25 protein-coding genes, 3 tRNA genes and 1 pseudogene are annotated in these 26,907 nt (G+C 57.3%); 23 read left to right on the forward strand and 6 right to left on the reverse strand.

Annotated features, from left to right (window positions below):
* Positions 1-6: 6 nt before the first annotated feature.
* Positions 7-2,226: a malate synthase G gene (locus tag V7Q41_RS11520; RefSeq protein ID WP_333846008.1), complete on the reverse strand. Its 2,220-nt coding sequence runs from the start codon at positions 2,224-2,226 to the stop codon at positions 7-9.
* Between the two features lie 132 nt (positions 2,227-2,358).
* On the reverse strand, positions 2,359-3,387 hold the full coding sequence (locus V7Q41_RS11525) for an SLAC1 anion channel family protein (protein ID WP_333846009.1): 1,029 nt from the start codon (positions 3,385-3,387) through the stop codon (positions 2,359-2,361).
* 162 nt (positions 3,388-3,549) lie between these two features.
* On the opposite strand from V7Q41_RS11525, the gene argS reads away from it, so the two are divergent.
* The 8 genes from argS (at position 3,550) to V7Q41_RS11565 (ending at position 11,403) form a co-directional block, all read left to right on the forward strand.
* Entirely contained in the window at positions 3,550-5,259 is a 1,710-nt protein-coding gene (argS, locus tag V7Q41_RS11530) for an arginine--tRNA ligase (protein ID WP_333846010.1), read from the forward strand.
* 17 nt (positions 5,260-5,276) lie between these two features.
* Positions 5,277-5,912, forward strand: coding sequence for an SPOR domain-containing protein (locus V7Q41_RS11535; protein ID WP_333846011.1), 636 nt, complete (start codon positions 5,277-5,279; stop codon positions 5,910-5,912).
* Positions 5,913-5,929: 17 nt separating this feature from the next.
* Entirely contained in the window at positions 5,930-6,589 is a 660-nt protein-coding gene (locus tag V7Q41_RS11540) for a thiol:disulfide interchange protein DsbA/DsbL (RefSeq protein ID WP_333846012.1), read from the forward strand.
* A gap of 80 nt (positions 6,590-6,669) precedes the next feature.
* The gene (gene lptA / locus V7Q41_RS11545; RefSeq protein WP_333846013.1) at positions 6,670-7,224 is read left to right on the forward strand and encodes a lipopolysaccharide transport periplasmic protein LptA; all 555 of its coding nucleotides are present in this window, start codon (positions 6,670-6,672) and stop codon (positions 7,222-7,224) included.
* Positions 7,221-8,003 (forward strand): LPS export ABC transporter ATP-binding protein, encoded by a 783-nt coding sequence (gene lptB / locus V7Q41_RS11550; RefSeq protein ID WP_442918857.1) that lies wholly within the window; start codon positions 7,221-7,223, stop codon positions 8,001-8,003. Before lptA ends, lptB begins: the two co-directional genes overlap by 4 nt.
* A gap of 6 nt (positions 8,004-8,009) precedes the next feature.
* Positions 8,010-9,581, forward strand: a complete 1,572-nt coding sequence (locus tag V7Q41_RS11555; protein WP_333846015.1) for an RNA polymerase factor sigma-54 — start codon at positions 8,010-8,012, stop codon at positions 9,579-9,581.
* An 8-nt stretch (positions 9,582-9,589) separates the two neighbouring features.
* Positions 9,590-10,978 carry a THUMP domain-containing class I SAM-dependent RNA methyltransferase gene (locus V7Q41_RS11560; RefSeq protein ID WP_333846016.1) on the forward strand — a complete coding sequence of 463 codons (1,389 nt, stop codon included), beginning with the start codon at positions 9,590-9,592 and terminating at the stop codon, positions 10,976-10,978.
* On the forward strand, positions 10,975-11,403 hold the full coding sequence (locus V7Q41_RS11565; RefSeq protein WP_333846017.1) for a putative toxin-antitoxin system toxin component, PIN family: 429 nt from the start codon (positions 10,975-10,977) through the stop codon (positions 11,401-11,403). Before V7Q41_RS11560 ends, V7Q41_RS11565 begins: the two co-directional genes overlap by 4 nt.
* A gap of 46 nt (positions 11,404-11,449) precedes the next feature.
* Here the strand turns inward: V7Q41_RS11565 and V7Q41_RS11570 are convergent, their stop codons facing one another.
* From V7Q41_RS11570 to apaG, 4 genes are read right to left on the reverse strand one after another with little or no spacing between them, the layout of a single operon-like run.
* A complete protein-coding gene (locus tag V7Q41_RS11570; protein ID WP_333846018.1) occupies positions 11,450-11,965 on the reverse strand; it encodes a CinA family protein in 516 nt (171 codons plus the stop codon).
* Positions 11,962-12,468 carry a phosphatidylglycerophosphatase A family protein gene (locus tag V7Q41_RS11575; protein ID WP_333846019.1) on the reverse strand — a complete coding sequence of 169 codons (507 nt, stop codon included), beginning with the start codon at positions 12,466-12,468 and terminating at the stop codon, positions 11,962-11,964. The genes V7Q41_RS11570 and V7Q41_RS11575 overlap by 4 nt, the downstream gene beginning before the upstream one ends.
* A 13-nt stretch (positions 12,469-12,481) precedes the next feature.
* Entirely contained in the window at positions 12,482-13,471 is a 990-nt protein-coding gene (gene thiL / locus V7Q41_RS11580) for a thiamine-phosphate kinase (protein WP_333846020.1), read from the reverse strand.
* A gap of 2 nt (positions 13,472-13,473) precedes the next feature.
* The gene (gene apaG / locus V7Q41_RS11585; protein ID WP_333846021.1) at positions 13,474-13,866 is read right to left on the reverse strand and encodes a Co2+/Mg2+ efflux protein ApaG; all 393 of its coding nucleotides are present in this window, start codon (positions 13,864-13,866) and stop codon (positions 13,474-13,476) included.
* 82 nt (positions 13,867-13,948) lie between these two features.
* Between apaG and V7Q41_RS11590 the strand changes: the two genes are divergently transcribed.
* From V7Q41_RS11590 to V7Q41_RS11660, 15 genes and pseudogenes are all read left to right on the forward strand, one after another.
* The gene (locus tag V7Q41_RS11590) at positions 13,949-16,678 is read left to right on the forward strand and encodes a M16 family metallopeptidase (protein ID WP_333846022.1); all 2,730 of its coding nucleotides are present in this window, start codon (positions 13,949-13,951) and stop codon (positions 16,676-16,678) included.
* Between the two features lie 72 nt (positions 16,679-16,750).
* Positions 16,751-17,440 carry a ribulose-phosphate 3-epimerase gene (rpe, locus tag V7Q41_RS11595; protein WP_442918858.1) on the forward strand — a complete coding sequence of 230 codons (690 nt, stop codon included), beginning with the start codon at positions 16,751-16,753 and terminating at the stop codon, positions 17,438-17,440.
* Between the two features lie 142 nt (positions 17,441-17,582).
* Positions 17,583-18,719 carry a Re/Si-specific NAD(P)(+) transhydrogenase subunit alpha gene (locus V7Q41_RS11600; RefSeq protein ID WP_333846023.1) on the forward strand — a complete coding sequence of 379 codons (1,137 nt, stop codon included), beginning with the start codon at positions 17,583-17,585 and terminating at the stop codon, positions 18,717-18,719.
* A 17-nt stretch (positions 18,720-18,736) separates the two neighbouring features.
* Complete coding sequence (locus V7Q41_RS11605; RefSeq protein WP_333846024.1) at positions 18,737-19,066, forward strand: NAD(P) transhydrogenase subunit alpha; 330 nt, start codon at positions 18,737-18,739, stop codon at positions 19,064-19,066.
* Positions 19,063-20,568, forward strand: coding sequence for an NAD(P)(+) transhydrogenase (Re/Si-specific) subunit beta (locus V7Q41_RS11610; RefSeq protein ID WP_333846025.1), 1,506 nt, complete (start codon positions 19,063-19,065; stop codon positions 20,566-20,568). The genes V7Q41_RS11605 and V7Q41_RS11610 overlap by 4 nt, the downstream gene beginning before the upstream one ends.
* Before the next feature lie 75 nt (positions 20,569-20,643).
* Positions 20,644-21,366: a phosphoglycolate phosphatase gene (gph, locus tag V7Q41_RS11615; protein ID WP_333846026.1), complete on the forward strand. Its 723-nt coding sequence runs from the start codon at positions 20,644-20,646 to the stop codon at positions 21,364-21,366.
* Between the two features lie 214 nt (positions 21,367-21,580).
* Entirely contained in the window at positions 21,581-23,092 is a 1,512-nt protein-coding gene (locus V7Q41_RS11620; protein ID WP_333846027.1) for an anthranilate synthase component I family protein, read from the forward strand.
* Positions 23,089-23,658, forward strand: coding sequence for an aminodeoxychorismate/anthranilate synthase component II (locus V7Q41_RS11625; RefSeq protein ID WP_333846028.1), 570 nt, complete (start codon positions 23,089-23,091; stop codon positions 23,656-23,658). The genes V7Q41_RS11620 and V7Q41_RS11625 overlap by 4 nt, the downstream gene beginning before the upstream one ends.
* Before the next feature lie 9 nt (positions 23,659-23,667).
* Positions 23,668-24,747 carry an anthranilate phosphoribosyltransferase gene (gene trpD, locus V7Q41_RS11630; protein ID WP_333846029.1) on the forward strand — a complete coding sequence of 360 codons (1,080 nt, stop codon included), beginning with the start codon at positions 23,668-23,670 and terminating at the stop codon, positions 24,745-24,747.
* Positions 24,748-24,756: 9 nt separating this feature from the next.
* Entirely contained in the window at positions 24,757-25,548 is a 792-nt protein-coding gene (gene trpC, locus V7Q41_RS11635) for an indole-3-glycerol phosphate synthase TrpC (RefSeq protein ID WP_333846030.1), read from the forward strand.
* Between the two features lie 2 nt (positions 25,549-25,550).
* Positions 25,551-26,387: a uracil-DNA glycosylase gene (locus V7Q41_RS11640; RefSeq protein WP_333846031.1), complete on the forward strand. Its 837-nt coding sequence runs from the start codon at positions 25,551-25,553 to the stop codon at positions 26,385-26,387.
* Positions 26,388-26,447: 60 nt separating this feature from the next.
* A tRNA-Tyr gene (locus tag V7Q41_RS11645) sits at positions 26,448-26,533 on the forward strand.
* Between the two features lie 63 nt (positions 26,534-26,596).
* Positions 26,597-26,670: transfer RNA gene (locus tag V7Q41_RS11650), tRNA-Gly, on the forward strand.
* A 39-nt stretch (positions 26,671-26,709) separates the two neighbouring features.
* Positions 26,710-26,784, forward strand: a tRNA-Thr gene (locus V7Q41_RS11655).
* A gap of 41 nt (positions 26,785-26,825) precedes the next feature.
* Positions 26,826-26,907 (forward strand): annotated as a pseudogene (locus tag V7Q41_RS11660) (GTP-binding protein); the annotation flags it as partial.

Consider the following 26,907-nt stretch of genomic DNA (forward strand, 5'->3'; position numbering starts at 1 on the left):
AGGAAATCAAACCGTCCCTGCTTTGACCTTCAAGCGCCAAGCGTGCAGCAAGGGCTCGGTATAGCCACTGGGTTGCTCTTTGCCTTTGAACACCAAGTCGAGGGCAGCTTGGTAAGCGGGGGCTTTGGCATAGCGGCCCGCCATTTTTTGGTAGTGCGCATCGCCTGCGTTTTGCTTGTCCACCACGGATGCCATCCGCTTGAAGGTGGCTTTGACTTCGGCCGCTGTCACCACGCCGTGGTGTAACCAGTTGGCGATGTGTTGGCTAGAAATGCGCAAGGTGGCACGGTCTTCCATCAGGCCCACATTGTGGATATCGGGAACTTTTGAGCAGCCGACGCCTTGGTCAATCCAGCGCACCACGTAGCCCAATATGCCTTGGACGTTGTTGTCCAATTCTTGTTGCTTGTCTGCTGGTGTCCAGTTGGGCTTGGGGGAGACGGGGACTTGCAACAGGTCATTCAAGAGGCTGTCGCGCACTTTGTTGTAGTTGACCTTTTCCAATTCTTTTTGGATGTCCATGACTTTGACTTGGTGGTAATGCAGGGCATGCAACACAGCGGCGGTCGGGCTTGGAACCCAGGCGGTGTTAGCGCCAGCTTTGGGGTGCCCAATTTTTTGCTTCAACATCTCGGCCATCAGGTCGGGCATGGCCCACATGCCCTTGCCGATTTGGGCCTTGCCGCGTAAGCCGCAGGACAAGCCAGCCAGCACGTTGTTTTTCTCGTAAGCCTGAATCCAAGCGCTGGACTTCATGTCGCCTTTGCGCAGCATGGGGCCTGCTTGCATGGCGGTGTGCATCTCGTCGCCAGTGCGATCCAAGAAGCCAGTGTTGATAAAGGCCACACGGCTAGATGCGACGGCGATGCAGGCTTTTAAGTTCGCGCTGGTGCGACGCTCTTCGTCCATGATGCCTAACTTGACCGTGCTGTCTTTGAGGCCCAGAACTTTTTCAACGCGCGCAAACAACTCGCAAGCAAATGCCACTTCAGCGGGGCCGTGCATTTTGGGTTTGACGATATAGACCGAACCCGTGCGTGAGTTGCGAATGCCATTTTTACCGTGGCCTTGCAAGTCGTGCAAAGCGATGGTTGTGGTGACCACCGCGTCCAAGATGCCTTCTGGAATTTCGTGCGTGGCACCGTCCTTGCCTTGGTAAAGAATGGCTGGGTTGGTCATCAAGTGACCCACGTTGCGAAGGAACAGCAACGAGCGGCCGTGCAGCTTGACAGTTTTGCCATGTTTGCCGATGTACTCACGGTCGGCGTTCAAGCCACGGGTGAAGGTCTTGCCATTTTTCTCGACCGCCTCCGTCAGGCTGCCTTTGACAATGCCCAACCAGTTGCCGTAGGCCAGCACTTTGTCGTCTGCATCCACCACCGCCACAGAGTCTTCCAAGTCGAGGATGGTGGACAAGGCGGCTTCCACAATCAGGTCGCTCACGCCCGCAGGGTCGCTGGCGCCGATGGCCGTGTTGCGGTCGATTTGCAAATCAAGGTGCAGGCCGTTGTGCACAAACAGCACAGAAGAAGGGTGAGACGCCTGACCTTGGAAGCCCACCCACTGCGAAGCTTTGGCCAAATGGGTGGTCTTGCCGCCCTTGAGGGTGATAAGCAAATCACCTTTTTCTACCGCGTAGCTGATGGCATCAAGGTGTGAACCCTTTTTCAAAGGCACGGTGCGGTCCAGCACATGGCGGGCGTATTCAATCACTTGGGCGCCGCGTACAGGGTTGTAGCCCTTGCCTTTTTCAGCGCCGTGGGTTTCGGGCAGTGCATCGGTGCCGTACAAGGCGTCATACAACGAACCCCAACGGGCGTTGGCGGCATTCAAGGCATAGCGGGCATTGAGCACGGGCACCACCAGTTGGGGGCCCGCTTGCAAAGCCAATTCAACATCGACGTTCTTGGTGGTGGCCTTCACCTTGTCAGGCTGCGGCACAAGGTAGCCAATCTTTTCTAAGAATTTGCGGTAGGCCTTCATGTTCTTGATAGGGCCTGGATGGGCGCTGTGCCAGCTATCCATTTCAGTTTGCAGCCGATCACGCTCGGCCAACAAGGCGATATTTTTAGGAGCCAAGTCCTGCACGATGGCATCAAAGCCTTTCCAAAATTTCTCGCTGCTCACGCCAGTGTGGGGTAACACTTGGGTTTCTATGAATTGGTACAAGTTGGTGGCAACTTGCAAGCTATGTTTTTGCGTGCGTTGTGGGGCGGCTTGGCTCATGGTCAGGTCTCTCTGGATAAATCAAAAAAGGGGAAACAGGTGGAATCTTATTGGATAGTGTGACAACCCTTGGATCGCCAACTTGACAGCTGTTGTGACAAAAAGAAGGGTAATTCAGGCCAGCTATGCGCTTTAAGCGTCGGCCACCAGCAAGTGGCCGTGCTGCAAGCTGCGCCAAGTCCCCAGGGTTAGCCCCAAAATGAGCAGGGAGGTGAGGGCCAGCAGCAAGATGGCAGGCGTCTGCATCCAGCCGCCATCAGGGGCCTGTGACATGCGCAAGGACAAAGCGGTGAAGGCTGCCAGAGGAAAGCTCATGCCCCAGTGCGCCATGCTGAAGGGTTGTTCACGGATGACGGACATCTCTCTGAGTGCAAGCAACAAGAAAAAGGCGGCAATGCCCCACAGCATCCATGCAACGGCCATCGGTGCGTCGAGTTGAAGCAGACTCAAGCCCCCGATGGACGGGGGCACAACGGTGATGAACAAACTAGGTGCCATGCGCGCGGGCATCGGGCCTGCTTGTGCCAAGCGAACAAAGAAAAGTGTTTGCATCACCATCCACAAAAACAAGCCCACCCCAAACTGCGCTGTGGCCCATGCTTGCAAACCAATGCCGACGCCGCCCAACGGTGCCAACACATTGCCCACCACAGGAATGAAAAAAACCGGCGTGAAGCTGGCCCATTGAATGCCACCGTTTTGCGCTGGCTTGAACCAACGGCTGATGACCCACACGGTGGCTGCAATCTCCAACACGGAGCCCACGCACCACCCAAGTGTCAGGGCCGAGTCAAGCAGCCGGTCCTGGCCCCAAAACAATTGGATCCCCAAACTTGCCAGCAGCAAAATAGAAATAGGCAATGTCGCCATGTAGGCATGGCGAATGGGGTGTCGCATGTCTGCGGCCACTGCACCAGGGTGCGCTTGCAAGCGCAGCAAGCTCGCCAAGCACAGCACAACAAAAAGCAACAGCGCAAACGCACCCGCCACAAGGCCGATGCCATACGCGGTATTTCCCAACCCATCGGTCGCTCGCAGCCATGCCTGTGCTAAGCCGCACCAGCCCATCACCATGGCAAACCACACCGGGGTGAGGTGCTCCAAAAGCGCAACGCCATCTTTGATTCGGCTGGGGAGATGGCTGGCGTTTGGGATATTCATACGACAGATTTTAGGTGGGGGTCTTTGCAGCCCCCTTCGGGGGTGTTTGTGCCGACTGTGCGCAGCGCTACCACTGGCCCTGGCGCGTGCGCGCATGGCTTTGACATTCTCAAAGACCATGGGCGAAGGACAAGCGGCTGGGGCGGCCCGTAAAATCCAGACATGCTTCAAGTTAAACAAGAATTGCTGGCCGCCCTGAGCCAAGCCTTAGATGGGCTGTTGCCCGGTTGCGGCGACACAGCCGCGTTTGAATCCCCCAAGGTGGCTGCGCATGGCGACTTTGCCATCACGGCGGCCATGCAGCTGGCGAAACCGCTCAAGCTCAACCCACGTCAGCTTGGCGAGCAGCTGCGCGATGCGCTGCTGGCCGCGCCCGCTTACCAGCTGTGGGTGCAAGACATCGAGATTGCAGGCCCGGGCTTCATCAACATCCGTTTGAAGCCGGCTGCGAAACAGCAAATTGTGCGCGAGGTGCTGGCCGCCAAAGCGCAATTCGGTTTCCAATCAGACAACGGCCAGCGCGTGCTCGTCGAGTTTGTGTCTGCCAATCCCACGGGCCCGCTCCATGTAGGCCACGGTCGCCAAGCGGCCCTGGGTGACGCGATTTGCAACTTGTTTGCCACACAAGGCTTTCAGGTCTTGCGCGAGTTTTATTACAACGACGCGGGGGTGCAAATCAACACCTTGGCCAAGAGCACACACATGCGCGCCCAAGGCCTCAAGCCTGGTGACGAAGGCTGGCCAGTGGACCCTGAGAACCCACTGAGCAAAGCGTTTTACAACGGCGACTACATCCAAGACATTGCCACCGATTTTTTGGCGGGCAAAACTGTCAAGTCGGACGACCGAGAGTTCACCGCCAGCGGCAATATGAACGATGTGGACGGCATGCGGGAGTTTGCCGTGGCCTATTTGCGACACGAGCAAGACTTGGACTTGAAAGCCTTTGACGTCAAGTTCGACAATTACTATTTGGAAAGCAGCCTCTACACCAGCGGCAAAGTGGCCGACGCCGTGAGCCGCTTGCAAGCGGCGGGCAAAACCTACGAGCAAGACGGTGCCCTGTGGCTCAAGTCCACCGACTACGGCGACGACAAAGACCGCGTCATGAAAAAGACAGACGGCACCTACACCTACTTTGTGCCCGATGTGGCCTACCACATCACCAAATGGGAGCGCGGTTTTACCCGTGTCGTCAACATCCAAGGCACAGACCACCACGGCACCATCGCCCGGGTGCGCGCAGGCTTGCAAGCTGCAAATGTAGGCATTCCCGTGGGCTACCCCGACTACGTGTTGCACACCATGGTGCGTGTGATGCGAGGCGGCGAGGAGGTGAAGATTTCCAAGCGCGCAGGCAGCTACGTCACGCTGCGCGACTTGATTGAGTGGACCAGCAAAGACGCAGTGCGTTTCTTTTTACTCAGTCGCAAGCCCGACACCGAGTACACCTTTGACGTGGACTTGGCCGTGCAAAAAAACAACGACAACCCCGTGTATTACGTGCAATACGCACACGCGCGCATTTGCTCGGTGCTGCGCGCTTGGGCTGACAAAGAGGGTGGCAACGTGGCGGCACTGCAAAACGTGGACTTGTCAGCGCTGCAAAGCCCCCAAGCCCAAGCCCTCATGCTGCAACTGGCCAAATACCCAGCTATGCTCAGCGCCGCATCAGCGGACTTTGCGCCGCACGATGTGACCTTTTACCTGCGAGATCTTGCGGCCAACTATCACAGCTATTACGATGCAGAGCGTATCTTGGTGGACGACGACGTGGTGAAAAAAGCCCGCTTGGCCCTGGTGGCTGCCACCGCGCAGGTTCTGCACAATGGATTGGCGGTTTTAGGTGTGTCAGCGCCCGCCAGCATGTAAACGAGACGAGGATTTTGATGCAGATGAATCAGCAGCGCGGTGGTACTTTGGTGGGCTTCATCATCGGTTTGGTGGTGGGTTTGGCCGTGGCGCTTGGGGTGGCCATCTACGTCACCAAAATGCCCATTCCTTTTTTAAGCAAAGGCCAAACCCGCTCTGCAGATTCTGATGCGGCAGAAGCCGAAAAAAACAAAGACTGGGATCCGAACGCCCCCCTTTACGGCAAGAAAGGGGCCAAGCCCAGTGACAAAGTAGACGAGTCCAAGGTCGAGGCCAAGCCAGAACCCAAGCCAGATGCAGCGGTCAAAGTAGACCCCAAGAGTGCAGACCCATTGGGCGACTTGGCCAAAGTGAAATCGGCTGAGCCTAAGGTGGCCGAGACCAAGCCTGTTGAACCCCCTAAGGCTGAGAAAACCGACCCATTCATTTATTTTGTGCAAGCGGGTGCATACCGTAGCAATGACGAAGCTGAGACTCAGCGTGCCAAAACCGTGATGCTTGGGTTGGACGCCAAAATCAGCGAACGCGATCAAGGCGGGCGTACGGTCTACCGTGTGCGCATTGGTCCCATCGACAAAGTAGAAGCAGAGCGCGTGCGTGCCAAGCTAGACGCCGCGCATATCGATTCCGCCATGGTGCGGGTGCAACGTTAAACACCAAGAGGTAACCCATGAAACGTCGTGATTTTTCTTTGGCCGCTGTTGGCGCAGCCACTGTGGCCGGCCTGCCATTGACTGCGCAATCACAGGGCGCTGCGCCCGCAAAGAAGCCTACTGAAGGCAATGACTATCTATCGCTTGACAAACGCGTGCCCACCGATCTGGGCGCAGGCAAGATTGAGCTGATCGAGTTCTTTTGGTACAGCTGTCCGCATTGCAACTCCTTCGAGCCGCAGTTTGCGGCTTGGATAAAAACTGCGCCCAAAGATGTGGTGGTGCAGCGCGTCCCCGTGCGTTTTCGTGACGACTTTGAAGCGCAGCAACGCGCTTACTACGTATTTGAGTCGCTCAACTTGCTAGACACCCTGCACGGCAAGTTGTTTCATGCCATTCACGCCGAGCGCCAACAGCTCAATACGGCTCAAGCCTTGGCCACGTGGGCCAATAAAAATGGCTTGCCTGAGAAAAAGTTTTTGGACACGTTCAACAGCTTTGGTGTTTCAACCAAGGCACGTCGTGCCACGCAACTACAAGAATCGTTCAAGGTCCAAGGTGTGCCAGCATTGGGCATCGCGGGTCGTTTCTACACCGATGGCTCGCTCACCCAAACCATGGAGCGAGCCCTGCAAGTGGCCGAGTACCTGATTGGCGAAGTTCGCCGCGGGCGTTAATTAGCCGCATTTAGTCAGCACCGAAATTGTGTTGGTTGATGGTTAGAATGCCATCAACTCAAATTAGCAATAATCGTGCCTTGACTCCATTTGCTTCTTTCTCACTTGCGCTTGTGTTGGCCATCGTGCCGGTAGCGGCGTCGGCGGAAAAAGCAGATCGCGACAAACCCACCCACATCGAAGCTGACAGCTTGTTGCATGACGAGCTCAAACAGGTCAGCATTTTCACGGGTCGTGCCGTTTTGACGCGAGGCACGATGGTGATGCGCGGCGCTCGCATTGAGATGCGCCAAGATGCAGACGGTTACCAATATGGCGTCATCCTTCCTGAGCCCAACAAACGCGCCTTCTTTCGCCAAAAGCGCGAAGGCAATGACGACTTCATGGAAGGCGAAGCTTTGCGCATCGAGTTTGATGGCAAAGCAGATCGCGTCAGTCTGATCGATAACGCCGAAGTGCGGCGCTTCCGTGGCGCCGTGTTGAATGACACCATGAGCGGCAAGCTCATCATTTATGAAAACCTCACCGATGTGTTCAGCATCGATGGCCAGCGCAACGCTGAAGGCGGCAAGCTAGGCGGTGGTCGGGTCAGGGCTGTGCTGGCGCCGCGTTCAAACAGCTTGGACAAGCCGTGACCGAGTCGCATTCCCCTTTGATCACACCAGACACGTCGCAGAGCCGATTGGAAGCGCGTCATTTGCAAAAAGCCTATGGCAGTCGCAAAGTGGTGCACGATGTGTCCATCTCAGTGAAGAAGGGAGAAGTGGTCGGTTTGCTCGGCCCCAACGGCGCGGGTAAGACCACATCGTTCTACATGATCGTGGGATTGGTACGCGCGGATGGAGGCAGCATCACGATTGATGGTCAGCCCGTGGCGCATTTGCCCATTCACCGCCGCTCGCGTTTGGGTTTGAGCTATTTGCCACAAGAGGCGTCGATTTTTCGCAAGCTCAATGTGGAAGAGAACGTGCGTGCGGTGTTGGAGCTGCAACGTTCTGAAGCTGGCAATGCCCTAGCGCCCGCTGAGATTGAAGAACGATTGACGTCGCTCTTGCAAGAGTTGCGTGTCGACCATTTGCGTGAGTCGCCTGCATTGGCTTTGTCTGGCGGCGAGCGGCGCCGTGTGGAGATTGCCCGTGCCTTGGCCACCAACCCGCGCTTTATTTTGTTGGACGAACCTTTTGCTGGCATCGACCCGATTGCGGTGATTGAAATTCAACGCATCATTGGTTTTTTGAAGGCACGTGGCATGGGTGTGTTGATCACCGACCACAATGTGCGCGAAACGCTGGGTATTTGCGACCATGCCTGCATCATCAGCGACGGCCGTGTGTTGGCGCAGGGCACGCCGCGTGAAATCATCGAGAACGCTGATGTACGCCGTGTGTATCTGGGCGAACATTTCCGAATGTGATCAGGCATGAAACAAGGCTTATCACTTCGTGTTTCGCAACATCTGGCGCTGACGCCCCAGTTGCAGCAGTCGATTCGGTTGTTGCAGTTGTCGACCCTGGAGTTGAGCCAAGAGATTGAGCAAATGCTGGACGAGAACCCGTTTCTCGACAAAGACTTTGAAGAAGCCCAGCGCGAAGAGTTTGGCCTCGACAAAGCCGACGCACCCAGCCGCGACGAAGAGCCAGAGCCTGTGCGTGAGGTGCCGTCGATGGATGGCGGCATGTCTGAAATCAGCGTCGACAACACCGCCAGCGACACCGAGCCCAGCGTTGACGGCGTCGCCGAAAGCTGGGACGGCGACGGCAGCGTGGAGTTCTCACCCGACGACTCCGAATGGGGCGGCGACGCACCTGCCAGCAATCACAACAACACCGCAGACACCGACACCGCAGACGCCACCGAGCTGGCGCGCATGCAAGAGTCGCTCACCTCGTTTTTGCACCGCCAAGCGCTGTCGCTGCGTTTGAGCCCCACCGACACGGCCGCGCTGCGCTACCTGATTGAAAACCTGAATGACGACGGTTACCTCGAAGACACGCTGCGAAGCTTGGCCGAAGGTTTGGGCAATGACGACGAAGAACAAATTGAAGAGCTCGAGCACCGATTCCAAGTCGCCCTGTCGCTGCTGCAAAGCCTAGAACCGGTGGGCGTGGGCGCGCGCGATTTGGCCGAGTGCTTGACGCTGCAACTCAAAGCCTTGGCACCCAAGGGTGAGGAGGCGCTGCAAGTGCGGGACACGGCTGTTTTGATGTGCAAACAGCCCATGGAGATGTTGGCCAAGCGAGACTTCAAACGTTTGGCTGTGATCGTGGGCGACAGCGAAGCCAATGTCAAAGTGGCCATCGCCCTGATCGGCCGCTTAGAGCCCAAGCCGGGACGCCGCTTTGCCGATGTGGAGCGCCATGTGGTGGTGCCCGATGTATTGGTGACGCGCGTGGGCAAGTCCACCCTTGCGCCCAAGTTCAAAGTGGCGCTCAACCCCGACGTCATGCCCCGATTGCGTGTGCACGACATCTATGCCAATGCCCTCAAAGGCGGCAAGGGCGACAACCATGCGGGTCTACAACAGCGTTTGCAAGAGGCGCGTTGGTTCATCAAAAACATTCAGCAACGTTTTGACACCATCTTGCGTGTCAGTAACTCGATTGCTGAGCGCCAAAAAAACTTCTTTATCCATGGCGAACTCGCCATGCGCCCCATGGTGCTGCGCGAGATTGCCGAAGAGCTAGGGCTGCACGAATCCACCATCAGCCGCGTGACCACCAACAAATACATGAGCACGCCCTTTGGCACCTTTGAGCTCAAGTACTTCTTTGGCTCGGGGCTTGAGACAGACAGCGGCAACAACGCTTCCAGCACAGCGGTGCGCGCGCTCATCAAGCAATTTGTGGCCAGCGAAAACCCCAAAAAGCCACTGTCGGATAATCAGCTCTCTGAAATGCTCAAAGAGCAAGGCATCGAGTGCGCTCGCCGCACCGTCGCCAAATACCGTGAGGCGCTGCGTATTGCGCCCACGACTCTGCGCAAAGCGCTGTAAAGAACTCTATGAATCAATTGCACCTCTTCTTGCCCTGTGCGGCAGGCGTCGAATCCTATTTGGCCGAGGAAGTGCGTCGCATCACGGGCGTGGGCGACGATGACATTCGTGCGTTTCGTGCGGGTGTGATGGTGCGCACCTCATGGCGCGATGTGTTGCAGCTTAACTTGCACAGCCGTTTGGCCCAACGCGTGTTGGTCGAGTTATCGCACACGCCATACCGACAAGAAGAAGACCTCTACCGCGCTGCGGGCGAAGTGGCGTGGGAGCTGTGGTTCTCGCCCAAAGAAACCTTCAAGATTGAAATCACCGCCCAGCACAGCCCCTTGAAGAGCTTGAACTTTGCGGCGCTCAAAATCAAAGACGCGGTGGCCGACCGCTTTCGCCACAAGTTTGGCGTGCGCCCCGATGTCAACACACAGTGGCCCGACGCGCGCATCTACGCGCACTTGACCACCGAGAGCTGCACGCTCTACATCGACACCTCGGGCGAGCCTTTGTTCAAGCGCGGCTGGCGTGCAGACAAAGGCGATGCGCCGTTGAAAGAAACCCTCGCTGCCGCCATGTTGGCCGCAAGCGGCTGGAGCCAAGGTGACGGCACGCCAGCCAACCCCGATGGCCTGGTGGCGCAAGGCGTGCCGCTGTATGACCCGTGTTGCGGCAGCGGCACCATCGCGATTGAAGCGGCACAAATTGCCTGCAACATCGCGCCGGGCTCTTTGCGCAAATTTGGTTTCCAAAAACTCATTCCCTACCAAGAGCATGTGTGGCATGGCTTGGTCGACCACGCCCGCGCCCAAGAGTGCGCGCCGCGAGCCGAAGTGTTTGGCAGCGATGTGGCCTTTCGTATGGTCGATTTTGCACAACGCAACGCCGAGCGTGCAGGCGTGGCCCACGCCGTGCAGCTGCGCGGTGGCGATGCCCTGCAGCGCATGCCCCCCAGCGAAGCGCCGGGCGTGATGTTGGTCAATCCGCCGTATGGCGAGCGTATCGAAGCCGCAGGTATTGCGGGTGCGGCACGCCGAGCACGTTATTCGCCTCCCACCGACTATGTGTCTCCTTACGAAGATGTGAATCAAAACGGCGATGCGGGTTTTGATGACGAAGCGTTTGGCAGCAATGGCAATGAACATGGCATGGTGCGCGACGATGTGCCACGCTTTGGCGCCCGTGACATTGCACAAACCGAAGATGGCGGCGACTTCTTTGCTCAGTTGGCCAGCCATTGGAAAAAGAACTACGCTGGCTGGACTGCTTGGATGTTGACGCCTGACCTCAAGCTGCCAAGCCGCATGCGATTCAAAGAGTCACGCCGCGTGCCCATGTGGAACGGCCCGATTGAGTGCCGCATGTTCCGCTTTGACTTGCGTGCAGGCTCGATGCGCAACAAGCCATGATGCCCGTGCGCGTGGTGCTCGACACCAACATCGTGCTCGACCTGTGGCTCTACAAAGACAAGGCCACCCCCGCGCTAAGAGATGCGCTCGAAACCAAAACCGTGCAATGGTTGGCCACGTCAGTCATGCGTGAAGAATTGGCCCGTGTGTTGGCTTACCCCCACATCGCCCAGCGCCTGGGGTTGAGTCAGCGCAGCGCGCAAGACATCTTGGCGCAGTTTGATGCGCATGCGCAGCTCATGCCCATTGCAGCAAAAGCGCTGTATGTGTGCAAAGACGGGGATGACCAAAAGTTCATCGACCTCGCGGCAGAGCACAAAACCCAACTCATCAGCAAAGACAAGGCGGTGTTGACCATGCGCAACCGCATGGCGCGCTTGGGCGTTGCGGTGGGGAAGGTATTTCCAGCGGCCCTGCCAGCCTAAGACGCCGCCAACACTTGGAAGCGTCGTTCCATTAAAAAAAGGGTTGTCAGTGTTGCTGCAGCAAATCCAGCAAAGTTTTCAGCGCATGTTGCGCCGTGGCTTCACGCACCGCAGCGCGGTCGCCGTTGAAGTGCATCAGCTCAGTTTTGACCCAAGCCGTTTCAACACCCAGCGTCGGGCCTGCGTCGCTGGGCGTGGCCCATGCAAACCACACCGTGCCCACGGGTTTGTCAGCCGAGCCACCTGAGGGGCCTGCCACACCGGTCACGGCCAAAGTCACTTGCGCGTTGGATCGGCGCATCGCGCCTAGCGCCATGGCTTGCGCCACGGCTTCGCTGACCGCGCCATGCTGGGCGATGAGGGATGAATCTACGCCCAGCATGTCGTGCTTGGCCTCGTTGGAGTAGGTCACAAAGCCACGTTCAAACCAGTTGCTCGAGCCTGCTAAATCTGTGCAGTTGGCGGCAATCATGCCGCCGGTGCAGCTTTCTGCGGTCGCCAGCAACCAGCCGTGCTGTTGCAGCACCTCGGCAAGTTGTTCAGTCCATGTATGCGCGCTCATAACGACCTCCAAATGGCAATGACCAGCAAGGTGCAAAACGCAGCCACCAAGTCATCAAAGATAATGCCCCAACCGCCGCGCCAGCCAAACCCTTTGAACAAATTGTCAGCCCAGCGCACAGGCCCAGGCTTGGCAATGTCAAAGTAGCGAAACAAAACAAACGCGCCAAGTTGGCCCCAAAACGTGGTGGGCGTGACCAGCCACAGCACCAACCAAAACGCAATCACCTCGTCCCACACAATCGCGCCAGGGTCTGCCACGCCCATGTGCTGCGCGGTCACGGTGCAAGCCCACCAGCCGATCAAGGTGGACACGGCAATCAGCACACCCATTTGTAGCGGAGTCAACCAAATTTGCAAGAGCAAAAACACCGCCCATGCCCACAAGGTGCCTGCCGTGCCAGGCGCAGCGCGAGACAGGCCAGAGCCCGCGCCCAGCGCAATGAAATGCGCGGGGTGGGAGAGTAAAAAGCGGCGGTTCAGTGGCACTACGAAGTCAGTCATGGCGGCTGGGGCTTTAGGCAAAGTGATCAAACGACGCAAAGCGTTTGGCAATCGGTTGGCCTTGTGGGTCAAGTACCACCAAGCCCTGCTCTTGTGTGATGCGCCCAATGCGTGTGACGGGTGTGTGGGTTTCCCAGGCAGCGGCATGCACCAACTCGCGTTGATTGACAGGGGCGGTGAAGCACAGTTCGTAGTCGTCGCCACCCGACAGCGCAAACTCTAGGCGTTTGTTCCAAGGCAGTTCAGCCAGAACCGATGTGATGCCCGCGGGCAAGCGTGCGTCGCCAAAGTTGCCTGCGGCCTGCAGCCAGCCGGTGTCAATCTGTGCGCCCACACCTGAGCGTTGGAGGATGTGGCCCAAGTCGCCCAGCAAACCATCGCTCACGTCAATCGCTGCGTTAGCCACAGCGCGCAGCGCAGTGCCAAGCGCAACGCGCGGGCTGGGTTGCTCCATGCGCAAGCGGGCTTGTTCAAGTGCTTCACCTGAAATGATCTGTGTGCCGCGAAATACTTCAAGCGCCAAGCGGGCATCGCCCACTGTGCCGCTGATGTAGATGTCGTCGCCCACTTGCGCGTTTTGGCGCAGCAGGGCATCGCCTGGCGGCACTTCGCCAAACACCGTGATGCAAATGTTCAGCGGGCCTTGGGTGGTGTCGCCGCCCACCAGTTCGCAGCCGTGGGCATCGGCCAAGCGCAAGAGACCGCTTGAAAAGCCGGCCAGCCATGTTTCGTCTACGCGGGGCAAAGCAAGTGCCAAGGTAAAGCCCAAAGGCTCAGCGCCCATGGCGGCCAAGTCGCTCAGGTTCACGGCCAGGGCTTTGTGGCCCAAGCGGGCGGGGTCGACGGTGCTTAAAAAGTGGCGGCCTTCCACCAACATGTCACTGGACACGGCAATTTGCATGCCTTCGGTGGGTTTGAGCAAGGCGCCATCGTCGCCCACGCCAAGCGCCGCCTTGTGGGTGGGGCGTTTGAAGTAACGCTCGATCAGGTCGAATTCGCCCATGGTCAGTGCATATGGCGTTTGCCAGGGGTGTCGCTGAGCGCGTCCAGCACAAACATGGGGATGTCCACATCAAACTTTTCGCCGTCTTCGGCCACGCAAAAGTAGCTGCCATGCATGGTGCCTGTGGGTGTGCGCAGACGCGTGCCGCTGGTGTATTCAAACTGCTCGCCTGGCTGCAGCAAGGGCTGGTGGCCCACCACGCCTAGGCCTTTGATTTTTTCGTGCGTGCCATTGGCGTCGTTCACATTCCAAGTGCGCGAGATGAGCTGTGCCGCCACATGGCCCACGTTCGTGATGGTGATGGTGTATGCAAACATGAACAAGCCGCCGTTTGGGTCGGATTGCTCTGGCAGGTATTGGGGAAGAACGTCGACTTGGAATTTGTAACGGAGCATGGCTTGATTTTGACCTAAGTCGCAGATGGGGGCTTCGCTACACTCGATTGAGCTTGGGGCTTGTTTCGGATGGAGGTTGGCGATGGTTTGGTCACGCAATTTGGTTTTCTTTTTGGCATGCTGGGCAGTATGCGCCGTGCATGCGCAAGTGCTGATGCGCAGCATGGAGGGTGTCAGCGAATACCGATTGGACAATGGCTTGCAGGTGCTGCTGGCCCCCAATGATTTGCAGCCGCGTAATTACGTCAACTTGGTGGTCAAAGCGGGCAGCGCGGTGGAGGGGTTTGGAGAGGGCGGGATGGCGCATTTGTTGGAGCACATGATCTTCAAGGGATCCCCCAGCACGCGCGATCCAATGAAGGCGTTTGCCGATCGTTCGCTTCAGTTCAACGGCACAACCAACCAGGACCGCACCAACTATTTTGCGAGCATGAATCCAGACCCCGAGAACTTGCATTGGTATTTGGGCTGGTTGGCGGATGCTGCGACGAACAGCTTCATTGCCAAGGCAGATTTAGACAAAGAAATGACGGTGGTGCGCAACGAATTTGAGCGAGGTGGCGCGAGTCCTGAGCGTGCGATGTACCAAGCACGTATGGCCTTGGCATTTCCTACACACGGCTACGGACGCCCGACCATTGGCAACCGTGCCGATATTGAAAATGTCAACATTGAGCGGCTGCAACTCTTTTACAAAACATGGTATCGCCCGGACAACATGGTGCTTGTGGTGACGGGGCGGTTCGACGCCAACGCCACGCTCGCCCACATCCAATCGGTATTTGGTGTGCTGAAAAACCCCAACACGCCATTGGCCGTGATGTACACCCGCGAGCCTGCGCAAGACGGAGTACGTGAAGCGCTGATTCGCCGTGTCGGCACAGAGACCGGCGTGTTGATTGGCTGGCGAGGGGTGCCGCGAGCGCACCGCGATGATGTGGCCTTGGATGTGGTTGCGAGTGCGCTGACGCACGAGGGCAGTGGCCGTTTTAAAACCGACATCGAAAAGAAAGGGCTGGGCACGCGCGTCAGCGCGGGGCATCACGCGATGCGGCATGACGGCCTGTTTGATGTGGCCCTGCGCGTCAATGACCCCTCGCAGCGAGATGCGGTGCAAGCCTTGTTGCTAGACCATGTAGCTGCCATCGCCCAGTCGGGTGTGACCACTGAAGAGCTCAAACGCGCCCAAGCCGCGTTGCTCGCTGATGCGGTGGACAGCAAGCAAACCGCAGAAAATTTTGGGGCCCAGTTGGCAGAAAATGCCGCAGCTGGGGACTGGCGTTTGTTGTTTTGGGCGCAAGACCATGTGCGCACTGTCACGGTTGCTGACACCCAGCGCGTGGCTCAAAACTATTTGGTAGATGCCAATCGTGTGCGGGTTACTTTTTTGCCTGAGGCCAAACCTGTTCGCGCCAATCACCCGCAACCTCAAGACTTGGGGAGCTATGTTGCCCAAACTGTGGTTTCAAACGCCGCGAGCCCAGTGCCGCCTCTTGCGGCCTTTGAGCCGACGCTGCAGCAGATTGAAAAAAACACCGTTCGCACCCAACTCAAAGGCGGCACGCACATCGCGCTGCTACCTCGCCCTGCAGTGGGCGAGGCGATGGTGGGCACCCTGCGCATTCACTGGGGTCAGCTCGACACCATGCGCGGCCAAGGGGCAGCTCCTTTTGTCGGGAGCTTGTTGCTCAAAGGCACTCAGTCACGCAATGAAGCGCAATTGAATGATGAGCTCAATCAACTGCAAAGCAACCTCTCCATTCACAGCAATGTGCATGGTTTAGCTGTCAACTTCAAAACCACACGCCAACACTGGCCAGCTTTTTCCCGCCTTCTGCAAGACACATTGCGTCGTCCAGCATTCGATCCGGTGAGCTTCAAAACATGGCAAAACGAGATTGTTGCGTCGATCGTCAAGCAATTGGATAGCCCTGAGGCCAAAGCAAGTAATGCGCTCAGTCGCGCCATGCAACCGCCCTATGACAGCCAAGACCCACGTTATGTTCTCAGCCTCGAAGAAAATCTTGCACGCTGGCAAGCGCTTAGCCTAGAGGATGTGAAGCGGTTTTGGGCGCAATTCTCAGGTGCCAGCGTGGCCGAGTTTGCCGCTGCTGGCGCTCTAGATGTGGCACAAGTGCAGCAGGATGTGGCACAGATGTTGGACGATTGGCACACACCTGGTGGCCCTGCCAGTTTCGTGCGCATTCCTCGGCCTTTGTTTGTGCATCCAGCCCAAAACCTAGCCTTGGCGACGCCCGACAAGCCCAATGCCTTGTTGTATGCCGCGCACAGCCTGAGCGCTGATCCATGGTCGCGCGAAGGCATTGCGATGCGCGTGGCAAACGGTATTTTTGGCGGAAGCTCCTCCTCGCGCTTGTTCACCCGCTTGCGCAAAGACAACGGGCTGTCTTACGGGGTCGGCAGTTATTTGAACGCCAACGAAGACGACCAGACCTTGACGTTTGGACTCTACGGCTCATTTGCACCAGACAACAAAAGCAAATTTGAAAGCACCTTACGTGAGGTGATAGACGACGTCGTCTCGAACGGCTTGAGTTCGGTGGAGTTGTTTTTTGCCAAACGCATGGCGGCAGACCTTGTCAAACGTGGTTTGAACAGTGATGCCTATATGGCTGGCGAAATCGCGCATGCCGAATTCAAGGGGCGCATGGGCGCCCCGCGCGACGCTGCTTGGTATGAAGAAAAGCAACGCATTTTGCAAAGCCTGACCATCGAAGAGGTCGATGCGGCTGCGAAAAAACTACTTGTGCAGTCACGGCTTGTTCGCGTGACGGCAGGGGACTTCAAATAACATCGATGACTTAGTTGGCAGCCGGTGTGGCCGATTGCGAGGACAATTTGCTCAAACTCTGATTTTTGTTTTATGACCCAATTGCGCCCCTCCTACCAAATTGCCCCCTCCATTTTGTCTGCCGACTTCGCTCGCCTCGGCGACGAGGTGAAAAACGTCCTCGCCGCTGGTGCGGATTGGATTCACTTTGACGTGATGGACAACCACTATGTGCCCAACCTCACGTTTGGCCCCATGATTTGCCAAGCCTTGAAGCCGCATGCCAAAACGCCTGCTGGCGTGGCCGTGCCGATTGATGTGCACCTGATGGTTTCGCCCGTGGATGCTTTGGCGGCGTCGTTTGCCGAAGCGGGTGCGGACTTCATCAGCTTTCACCCCGACGCCAGCGCCCATGTGCACCGCAGCATCCAAGCCATCAAAAGCAAAGGTGTCAAAGCGGGCTTGGTGTTCAACCCCGCCGAGTCGCTAGACGTGTTGGCGTGGACGATTGACGAGATTGACCTCATCCTCATCATGAGCGTCAACCCCGGCTTTGGCGGCCAAAGCTTCATTGACTCGGCGCTGCGCAAGGTCGCGCTGGCTCGCCAATGGATTGAGCGCAGCGGCAAAGACATTCGCCTAGAAGTCGACGGGGGCATCAAGCCCGACAATATCCGCCAAGTGGCTAATGCAGGCGCAGACACCTTTGTGGCGGGCAGTGCTATTTTTGGCCAACCAGACTACAAAATGGTGATCGACCAAATGCGAAAGGCTTTGGCTTAAACCTTGGCCGTGCCTTGCGTCTCGACGTGCGGCTAGGGTTAACCAAACTGGTCGGCCAAGGCGGAATAAGGTTTAATGTCGCAGTCATTTAAAGTTCAAGCTTGTACAGCTGAAGCATTCATCAAAAAAAGGTAGAAGTCGAATGTCACTCACGATGGGTATTCCCGCCGAAACAACGTCAGGCGAGGCTCGAGTAGCCGTGACGCCTGAAACGGCCAAAAAACTAATTTCACAAGGCCATACCGTCCGTGTGCAAGCAGGTGCAGGTGTTGCAGCCAGCTTGCCAGATGCGTCTTTCGAGGCGGTTGGCGCCCACATCGTGGATGCTGCGGGTGCTTGGTCCTCAGACGTGGTGCTCAAAGTTCGCGCGCCCGAGGCTGCTGAGGCTTCGTTCATCAAATCGGGCAGCACGGTCATTGGCATGTTGGAGCCCTTCAATGCAGAGGGCTTGCAGCGCTTGGCCGCAGCAAGTGCGACTGGCTTTGCACTAGAAGCTGCGCCGCGCACGACCCGCGCGCAAAGCATGGATGTGTTGTCCTCCCAGGCCAACATTGCAGGCTACAAGGCGGTCATGTTGGCCGCAGACAAATACCAACGTTTCTTCCCCATGCTTATGACCGCAGCGGGCACCGTGAAGGCTGCACGTGTGGTCATCCTCGGCGTGGGCGTGGCGGGCTTGCAAGCCATTGCCACTGCCAAGCGTTTGGGGGCCGTGATTGAAGCCACCGACGTGCGACCCAGTGTGAAAGAGCAAGTCGAGTCGCTCGGCGCCAAGTTCATCGACGTGCCGTTTGAAAGCCAAGACGAAAAAGACGCCGCCGAAGGCGTGGGCGGCTACGCCCGTCCCATGCCACAAAGCTGGTTGGATCGCCAAAAGGTGGAAGTAGCCAAGCGTGTGGCGCTGGCTGACATCGTCATCACCACGGCCCTTATTCCCGGGCGCGCCGCCCCTGTGTTGGTGACCGAAGACATGGTCAAGGCCATGAAGCCTGGCGCCGTCATCATCGACATCGCTGCGGGCAAAGGCGCCGATGGTGTGAGCGGCAACTGCCCGCTGACCGAAGCTGGCAAGACCGTCATCAAGCACGGTGTGACGCTGGTGGGCGAGACCAACTTGCCCGCCTTGGTGGCCGCCGATGCGAGTGCGCTCTACGCCCGCAACGTGCTTGACTTTTTGAAGCTCGTCATCAACAAAGAAGGTGCTTTGCACATTGACCTTGAAGACGATATCGTGGCCGCGTGCCTTGTCACCCGCGATGGTGCGGTGGTGAAGAAATAAAACGAGGAATACAAAAAATGGATGCAGTCTCCCCCACCCTCGTCAACCTGATTGTTTTTGTGTTGGCCATCTACGTGGGCTACCACGTGGTGTGGACCGTCACGCCCGCCTTGCACACGCCGCTGATGGCGGTGACCAACGCCATCTCTGCCATCGTCATTGTGGGCGCCATGTTGGCCGCTGCGATGACCGAAACCACTTTGGGCAGAACCATGGGCGTGCTGTCTGTGGCACTTGCTGCCGTCAACGTGTTTGGTGGCTTCATGGTCACGCGCCGCATGCTTGAAATGTTCCGCAAAAAAGACAAGCCCGCGAAAGCTGTGGCTGCTTCAGGAGACAAAGCATGAACATGGACTTTGTTTCAATGAACCTCGTCACCATGATGTACTTGGTGGCAAGCGTGTGTTTCATTCAAGCGCTCAAAGGCTTGAGCCATCCCACCACCTCGATTCGCGGCAACGTGTTTGGTATGACGGGCATGACCATTGCGGTCATCACGACAGCTGCTTTGATCGTCAAGCTATCTGGCTCTGGCGTGGGCATGAGCTGGGTGCTGTTGGGTTTGGTCGTCGGTGGCGGTGCTGGCACGATCATGGCGCAACGCGTGGAGATGACCAAGATGCCCGAGCTGGTGGCCTTCATGCACAGCATGATTGGTTTGGCGGCGGTGTTCATTGGTGTGGCCGCAGTGGCTGAGCCTTGGGCGTTTGGCATCACAGCGGCGCCACAAGAGGTGATCACCAGAGTGCAAACGGCTTCTGGCATCGTCATCACTGAGATGATGCAGCGCTCTCCCATTCCAGCAGGTAACCGTTTGGAGTTGTTCCTCGGAGCAGCCATTGGCGCCATCACCTTCAGCGGCTCGGTCATTGCTTTTGGCAAGCTTTCGGGCAAATACAAATTCCGTTTGTTCCAAGGCGCGCCTGTGAGCTTTGCTGGCCAACACATGCTCAATCTCGTGTTGGGTTTGGTCACTGTCGGGCTCGGTTTGATCTTTGTGGTGACCGAGGACTGGACCGCCTTCTTGGCCATGTTGGCCTTGGCGTTTGTGATGGGTGTGCTCATCATCATCCCGATTGGCGGGGCTGATATGCCGGTGGTGGTGTCCATGCTCAACAGCTATTCGGGCTGGGCAGCAGCGGGCATTGGCTTTTCGCTCAACAACAGCATGCTCATCATTGCCGGCTCTTTGGTGGGGAGTTCGGGCGCGATTTTGAGCTACATCATGTGCAAGGCCATGAACCGCTCGTTCTTTAGCGTCATCTTGGGCGGCTTTGGTGCAGAGGCCGTCACAGCCGTTGGCGGTGCACAAGAGCAGCGCCCTGTGAAGAGCGGCAGCGCAGACGATGCGGCCTACATCTTGGCCAACGCCGAGACGGTGGTGATCGTGCCCGGCTATGGCTTGGCCGTGGCGCGCGCGCAGCATGCGGTGAACGAGCTGGCCGAAAAGCTGATGCACAAAGGCATCAGCGTGAAGTACGCCATCCATCCTGTGGCGGGCCGCATGCCTGGCCACATGAACGTGCTGTTGGCCGAAGCTGAAGTGCCCTACGACCAGGTTTTTGAGATGGAAGACATCAACGGCGAGTTTGGCCAAGTCGACGTGGCCATCGTCTTAGGCGCCAACGACGTGGTGAACCCCGCCGCATTGGAAAAAGGCAGTGCGATTTATGGCATGCCTATTTTGGAAGCCTACAAAGCCAAGACCGTGATCGTCAACAAGCGAAGCATGGCCTCTGGCTATGCTGGCTTGGACAACGAATTGTTCTACATGGACAAAACCATGATGGTGTTTGGCGATGCCAAAAAGGTGGTGGAAGACATGGTCAAAGCGGTGGATCAGTCTTAAGGCCCACTGATTTGATCTGAGGGGCGTCATGGACGCCCCTTCTTTTTTGCGTCAACTGCAGGTTCGCATCTAGATATGATTTTTTCATTCACGCATTTTCAAGCCGCCATCGTTGACCTCGACGGCACAATGGTCGACACCTTGGGCGACTTTGAGGTGGCGCTCAATCGCGCACTTGACGACTTAGATTTGCCACCTGTCACACGGGCTTTGGTCGAGCGCACTGTGGGCAAAGGCTCTGAGCATTTGATCCGTTCGGTGCTCGCGCATCAACTGGCCTTGCCTGAGGTGAAAAACCAAGTTCTTGTGTGCGCTTCTCGCGGCATGGAAGATGTGTATGAGGCAGCGTGGCTGCGTTACCAGCATCACTACCTCGCCATCAACGGCCAGTTTGCTGCGGTCTATCCGGGCGTGGTGGAAGGCTTGCAGCAAATGCGCGACACGGGCTTGCAATTGGTGTGCTTGACCAACAAGCCTTTGTCGTTTGCCAGACCCTTGTTACAAGCCAAAGGGCTAGACCACTTTTTTACCCATGTGTTTGGGGGGGATAGTTTTGAGCGCAAAAAACCTGACCCGTTGCCCTTGCTCAAAACCTGTGAGGTTTTGGGTGTCAAACCCGCGCAGACCCTCATGGTGGGTGACTCCACCAATGACGCCCAAGCCGCTCGTGCCGCAGGTTGCCCGGTTGTCTTGGTGCGCTATGGCTACAACCATGGTGAACCCGTGGACGGCGTGGATGCCGATGGGCATGTGGACAGCTTGGTCGACATCGCCCAAGCCCTTGGCAAGGCTGCCTGAGCCTTTGATAAACTGAGGCCATGTTCATTCACCGCAGCATCGTCACAGGTTGTCACGACCGGGGAGCTTGGCCCTGGCGTACGCCGTCGTTTGCGCTTGTCTAAAAGCACGCTCAGGTTCACTGTGCCGTGCCCGCGCTGAAACACCTGAGCTGTTCAGCACTTGTCCGAATGAACGCCCCAACTCCAAGGGGGCCGAGCTGTGGAGGCTCACAATGACTGAAAACGAATTCAAACAATTGGCCCAAGAGGGCTACAACCGTATCCCTTTGGTGGCCGAGGCTTTTGCCGACCTAGAAACCCCACTTTCTTTGTATCTCAAGCTGGCCCATGTGCAAAACAAGGGTGAGCGCAGCTTTTTGCTGGAGTCGGTGGTGGGTGGCGAGCGTTTTGGGCGCTACAGCTTCATTGGTTTGCCTGCTCGCACCTTGTTGCGAGCCAGCGGTTTTGGCGATGCTGCCAAGACCGAAGTGGTGACCGATGGCGTGGTGGTCGAAACCCATGCGGGTAATCCGCTCGACTTTGTGGCCGAATACCAAAAGCGTTTCAAGGTGGCCTTGCGTCAAGGCTTGCCGCGTTTTTGTGGCGGCTTGGCGGGCTACTTTGGTTACGACACGGTGCGTCACATCGAAAAGAAGTTGGTCCATTCCTGTCCGCCCGATGACTTAGGCATGCCCGATATCTTGCTGCTGCAAACCGAAGAGTTGGCGGTGATTGATAACCTCTCTGGCAAGCTCTCGCTGATTGTGTATGCCGACCCGGCACAGCCTGATGCCTACCCACAAGCGCAGGCGCGTTTGCTTGAATTGAAGCTGCGCCTGCGAGAGCCAGCACAGGCGCCTTCGATTGCGCCGTGTGTCAGCCACCCCACTGAACGCAGTTTTTCGAAAGACGATTACTTGGCTGCTGTGCTGCGCGCCAAAGACTTGATTGCGGCAGGCGACTTCATGCAAGTGCAAGTGGGCCAGCGCATCCAAAAGAAGTTCACGGCTAGCCCGTTGTCGCTGTACCGAGCGCTGCGTTCGCTCAATCCGAGCCCGTACATGTACTACTACAACCTCGGCGACGCTTATGTGGTGGGCGCTTCGCCCGAGATTTTGGTGCGCCAAGAGTCCACGCCCGAGGGGCAAAAAGTCATCATCCGCCCACTGGCCGGCACGCGCCCACGCGGTGCCACGCCCGAGGCCGACAAGGCCGCCGAAGTGGATCTGATCAACGATCCTAAAGAACGCGCCGAGCACGTGATGTTGATTGACCTCGCGCGCAACGACATTGGCCGCATTGCCAAAACAGGCAGCGTCCAAGTCACCGAGGCTTTTGTGGTGGAGCGCTACAGCCATGTCATGCACATCGTCAGCAACGTAGAAGGCTTGTTGCTCGACGGCCCCCACGGCGAGCCGCTCACCAGCATGGATGTGCTCAAGGCCACCTTCCCTGCAGGGACGTTGACCGGTGCGCCTAAAGTGCACGCGATGGAGTTAATTGACCAACTCGAACCCACCAAGCGAGGTCTGTATGGCGGCGCTTGTGGTTACCTGAGTTTTGCAGGCGACATGGATGTGGCGATTGCTATTCGCACTGGCATCATTAAAAACGACACGCTTTATGTGCAGGCCGCTGCGGGTGTGGTGGCCGATTCAGTGCCTGAGTTGGAGTGGAGAGAAACTGAGCACAAGGCCCGTGCCTTGTTGCGTGCCAGCGAGTTGGTAGAGGAGGGTTTGGAATGAGCAAGATCAAACTCCTCATGGTGGACAACTACGACAGCTTCACCTTCAACATCGTTCAATACTTTGGCGAGTTGGGTGCAGAGGTGGAGGTGTTTCGCAACGATGAAATCACGCTCGAGGGCATTGCCGCACGCAAGCCTGACCGTTTGGTGATCTCCCCCGGCCCTTGCTCACCTGCTGAAGCGGGTATTTCGGTGGCGGCGATTCAGCACTTTGCGGGCAAGCTCCCAATTTTGGGCGTGTGCTTGGGCCATCAAAGCATTGGCGCTGCGTTTGGCGGCAAGATCATCCGTGCCCAAACCTTGATGCATGGCAAAACCAGCCTCATCACCACCACGCAAGAGGGTGTGTTTGGCGGATTGCCCGACAAGTTCACCGTCAACCGTTATCACTCGCTCGCGATTGAGCGTGCGTCTTGCCCGCCATGTCTGAAGGTCACGGCTTGGACGGACGATGGCGAAATCATGGGCGTGCGCCATGAAGAGCTGGCTATTCAAGGCGTGCAGTTTCATCCTGAATCCATCCTCACTGAGCATGGTCATGCCATGCTGAAGAACTTTTTATAAAGGCTAGCGATGACAAGCGCCACACACATCAACACAAATGCCATCACGCCCCAAGAGGCGTTGCAACGCGTCATCGAACACCGAGAAATTTTCCATGACGAGATGCTGCACATCATGCGTCTCATCATGTCGGGGGAAATGCCGCCTGTTTGGATGGCAGCCTTTATTGCCGCTTTGCGCGTGAAAAAAGAAACCATTGGCGAAATCACTGCCGCTGCCCAAGTGATGCGCGAGTTCTCCACCAAGGTCGATGTGCTCGACCGCACGCACATGGTGGACATTGTGGGCACGGGTGGCGATGGTTCGCACACCTTCAACATCTCGACGTGTTCAATGTTTGTGGTGGCCGCAGCTGGCGGTAAGGTCAGCAAGCACGGTGGCCGCAGTGTGAGCAGCAAAAGCGGCAGCGCTGATGTGCTGGAGAGTTTGGGCGTCAACATCAACCTCACGCCCGCGCAAATTGCCCAATGCATTGACCATGTGGGCATTGGTTTCATGTTTGCGCCCAACCATCACCCCGCCATGAAAAACGTGGCGCCCGTTCGCAAAGAGCTGGGCGTGCGCACCATCTTCAACATTCTTGGGCCTCTCACCAATCCGGCCCATGCGCCCCATATTTTGATGGGCGTTTTCCACCCCGACTTGGTGGGCATTCAGGTGCGCGCCTTAGAGCGCTTGGGCGCTGAGCATGCGTTGGTGGTGTATGGCCGTGATGGATTGGACGAGGTGTCTTTGGGTGCATCCACCTTGGTGGGCGAGTTGAAAGACGGCCAAGTGCGCGAATATGAAATTCATCCCGAAGACTTTGGCTTTGCCATGAGCAGCAACCGCGCCTTGCGCGTAGAAACACCCGAGCAATCTCGCGCCATGTTGCTGGGCGTGCTGGACAATCAAGCAGGGCCGGCACGCGACATCGTGGTGCTCAATGCGGGCGCGGCTTTGTATGCCGCAAACGTGGCAGACAGCATCGAGACTGGCGTCGCTTTGGCGCGAGAGGCTTTGGCCTCGGGCGCCGCCAAAACTAAACTCGATCAATGGATTGCCACGGTCAATCAACTTGCTGCCGCTTCAGTTTGCGCTGGTCGCTAGAAAGAACATATGTCTGACATCCTGAACCAAATCGTCGCTGTGAAACACCAAGAGGTCGCTGCGGCGCTGCAGCGCAAATCCTTGCAGGCCATGCGAGCCGATGCTGAGAGTCGTGTGCTCACCCGTGACTTTGTGGGCGCTTTGCGCGCCAAGATTGCCGCTGGCTTGCCTGCGGTGATTGCCGAGATCAAAAAAGCCAGCCCCTCCAAAGGGGTGATTCGAGAAGACTTCATTCCCGCAGACATTGCCCAAAGCTATGCCGAACACGGTGCAGCGTGCTTGTCGGTGTTGACGGACAAAGACTTCTTCCAAGGCCAAGTGGACTACCTCAAGCAAGCGCGTGCCTCGTGCGACTTGCCCGTGTTGCGCAAAGACTTCATGATCGACCCTTACCAGGTGTACGAATCGCGCGTGATGGGCGCAGATTGCATCTTGCTCATCGCCGCATGTTTGACCGATACGCAAATGGCCGAGATGGAAGCCATTGCGCGCAATCTCGACATGGCAGTGTTGGTGGAGGTGCATGACGCAGCCGAGCTGCAGCGTGCGCTCAAACTTCAAACGCCTTTGGTGGGCATCAACAACCGCGACCTGCGCACCTTTGAGGTATCGCTCGACACCACGATTGGCATGCTTCAAGATGTGCCCGCTGACCGTTTGCTGATCACTGAGAGCGGCATCTTGCAGCCAGCAGATGTGCAAAAAATGCGCACTGCGCATGTGCATGCCTTCTTGGTGGGCGAGGCATTCATGCGCGCAGCTGACCCAGGGGTGGCATTGGCTGAGCTGTTTGCCGCTTGATCATGCAGGGCGGTATCCCGGGCGATTTGTTTGACGACGTCGCGCCTGCGCATGTGAGGGCAACCGCTTGCCTAGCCTTTGATGCACCCCGCTTGAGTCGGTGGTCGCCGCAGGACTGGCCGGTTCAGCCTGACTGGCAGCCCACGTTGGATGCGTTTTGGCGCAGCCAGTCAGGTGCGTCTTTGGCCCATTTTGTGCAGTCGCGTCTGCAAGCTGGCGCGGTGGTGTATCCCAAACATCCTCTGTGGGCTTTGCAGCTTACAAGTTTGTCGCAGGTGAAGGTGGTCATCCTGGGTCAAGACCCTTATCACGGACCGCATCAGGCGCAGGGCTTGTCTTTCTCTGTGGCGCCAGGTGTCAAGGCGCCGCCGTCGTTGCGCAACATCTTCAAAGAACTGCAGCGCGACCTCCATCAGCCTGTCCCCCAAAGCGGCTCACTGGAGGCATGGGCAAAGCGCGGCATCTTGTTGCTCAACACGTGCCTGACGGTGGAAGACGGCCAACCAGCCAGCCATGCCAAACGTGGCTGGGAGCAACTGACCGATGCACTGTTGGCTGAAGTGGCGCAAACCGTACCTGCCTGTGTGTACATGCTGTGGGGCGCACACGCTCAGGCCAAGGCTGAGCTCATTGCGCACGCCACCCGAGCGCAGTCATCGAGTTTTGTCGGTTTGCGCGAAGCCGGTTTGCGCCCGCGCGAGGCCTTGGTGCTCAAGGCCAACCACCCGTCGCCCTTGTCGGCTTTGCGCCCGCCGCAGCCTTTCATTGGCTGCTGTCACTTTTCTCAGGCAAGCGCTTGGTTGGCGCAAAAAGAGCTGAGTTTGGATTGGCGTTTGTGAGTCATTTGGACTGCAAAACTAGCGATAGCACCAAAAATCTGCTATAGTTCGCGATTCGCCGGAGGGGTGCCCGAGTGGCTAAAGGGGGCAGACTGTAAATCTGTTGGCTTACGCCTACACTGGTTCGAATCCAGTCCCCTCCACCAGCGAAAACCAACAAGTAGATGCGCCGGTAGGCCTGCAACTGTGACGATCTGATCCGATCAGATGCGGGAGTAGTTCAATGGTAGAACCCTAGCCTTCCAAGCTAATGACGCGGGTTCGATTCCCGTCTCCCGCTCCACCTGTGGTTTTCGATGGACTGATCAGCGATCAATGATTTGCCCTTGTGGCTCAGTGGTAGAGCACTCCCTTGGTAAGGGAGAGGTCGCGGGTCCGATTCCCGCCAAGGGCACCAGATTTTTTTGTGATTGACCTATTTTTTTTCGGAGTCGAGAAATGGCAAAAGGTAAGTTCGAACGTACAAAGCCGCACGTGAACGTGGGCACCATTGGTCACGTTGACCATGGCAAAACAACTT

Origin of the sequence: Limnohabitans sp., assembly GCF_036804465.1 — a bacterium.
In the GTDB taxonomy this organism is placed as follows: domain Bacteria; phylum Pseudomonadota; class Gammaproteobacteria; order Burkholderiales; family Burkholderiaceae_C; genus Limnohabitans.

Bases quoted from the DNA above. Each gene is read 5' to 3' on its own strand.
- V7Q41_RS11520 (WP_333846008.1), bottom strand. From the start codon at position 2,226: ATGAGCCAAGCCGCCCCACAACGCACGCAAAAACATAGCTTGCAAGTT.
- V7Q41_RS11525 (WP_333846009.1), bottom strand. From the start codon at position 3,387: ATGAATATCCCAAACGCCAGCCATCTCCCCAGCCGAATCAAAGATGGC.
- argS (WP_333846010.1), top strand. From the start codon at position 3,550: ATGCTTCAAGTTAAACAAGAATTGCTGGCCGCCCTGAGCCAAGCCTTA.
- V7Q41_RS11535 (WP_333846011.1), top strand. From the start codon at position 5,277: ATGCAGATGAATCAGCAGCGCGGTGGTACTTTGGTGGGCTTCATCATC.
- V7Q41_RS11540 (WP_333846012.1), top strand. From the start codon at position 5,930: ATGAAACGTCGTGATTTTTCTTTGGCCGCTGTTGGCGCAGCCACTGTG.
- V7Q41_RS11555 (WP_333846015.1), top strand. From the start codon at position 8,010: ATGAAACAAGGCTTATCACTTCGTGTTTCGCAACATCTGGCGCTGACG.
- V7Q41_RS11560 (WP_333846016.1), top strand. From the start codon at position 9,590: ATGAATCAATTGCACCTCTTCTTGCCCTGTGCGGCAGGCGTCGAATCC.
- V7Q41_RS11565 (WP_333846017.1), top strand. From the start codon at position 10,975: ATGATGCCCGTGCGCGTGGTGCTCGACACCAACATCGTGCTCGACCTG.
- V7Q41_RS11570 (WP_333846018.1), bottom strand. From the start codon at position 11,965: ATGAGCGCGCATACATGGACTGAACAACTTGCCGAGGTGCTGCAACAG.
- V7Q41_RS11575 (WP_333846019.1), bottom strand. From the start codon at position 12,468: ATGACTGACTTCGTAGTGCCACTGAACCGCCGCTTTTTACTCTCCCAC.
- thiL (WP_333846020.1), bottom strand. From the start codon at position 13,471: ATGGGCGAATTCGACCTGATCGAGCGTTACTTCAAACGCCCCACCCAC.
- apaG (WP_333846021.1), bottom strand. From the start codon at position 13,866: ATGCTCCGTTACAAATTCCAAGTCGACGTTCTTCCCCAATACCTGCCA.
- V7Q41_RS11590 (WP_333846022.1), top strand. From the start codon at position 13,949: ATGGTTTGGTCACGCAATTTGGTTTTCTTTTTGGCATGCTGGGCAGTA.
- rpe (WP_442918858.1), top strand. From the start codon at position 16,751: ATGACCCAATTGCGCCCCTCCTACCAAATTGCCCCCTCCATTTTGTCT.
- V7Q41_RS11600 (WP_333846023.1), top strand. From the start codon at position 17,583: ATGTCACTCACGATGGGTATTCCCGCCGAAACAACGTCAGGCGAGGCT.
- V7Q41_RS11605 (WP_333846024.1), top strand. From the start codon at position 18,737: ATGGATGCAGTCTCCCCCACCCTCGTCAACCTGATTGTTTTTGTGTTG.
- V7Q41_RS11610 (WP_333846025.1), top strand. From the start codon at position 19,063: ATGAACATGGACTTTGTTTCAATGAACCTCGTCACCATGATGTACTTG.
- gph (WP_333846026.1), top strand. From the start codon at position 20,644: ATGATTTTTTCATTCACGCATTTTCAAGCCGCCATCGTTGACCTCGAC.
- V7Q41_RS11620 (WP_333846027.1), top strand. From the start codon at position 21,581: ATGACTGAAAACGAATTCAAACAATTGGCCCAAGAGGGCTACAACCGT.
- V7Q41_RS11625 (WP_333846028.1), top strand. From the start codon at position 23,089: ATGAGCAAGATCAAACTCCTCATGGTGGACAACTACGACAGCTTCACC.
- trpD (WP_333846029.1), top strand. From the start codon at position 23,668: ATGACAAGCGCCACACACATCAACACAAATGCCATCACGCCCCAAGAG.
- trpC (WP_333846030.1), top strand. From the start codon at position 24,757: ATGTCTGACATCCTGAACCAAATCGTCGCTGTGAAACACCAAGAGGTC.
- V7Q41_RS11640 (WP_333846031.1), top strand. From the start codon at position 25,551: ATGCAGGGCGGTATCCCGGGCGATTTGTTTGACGACGTCGCGCCTGCG.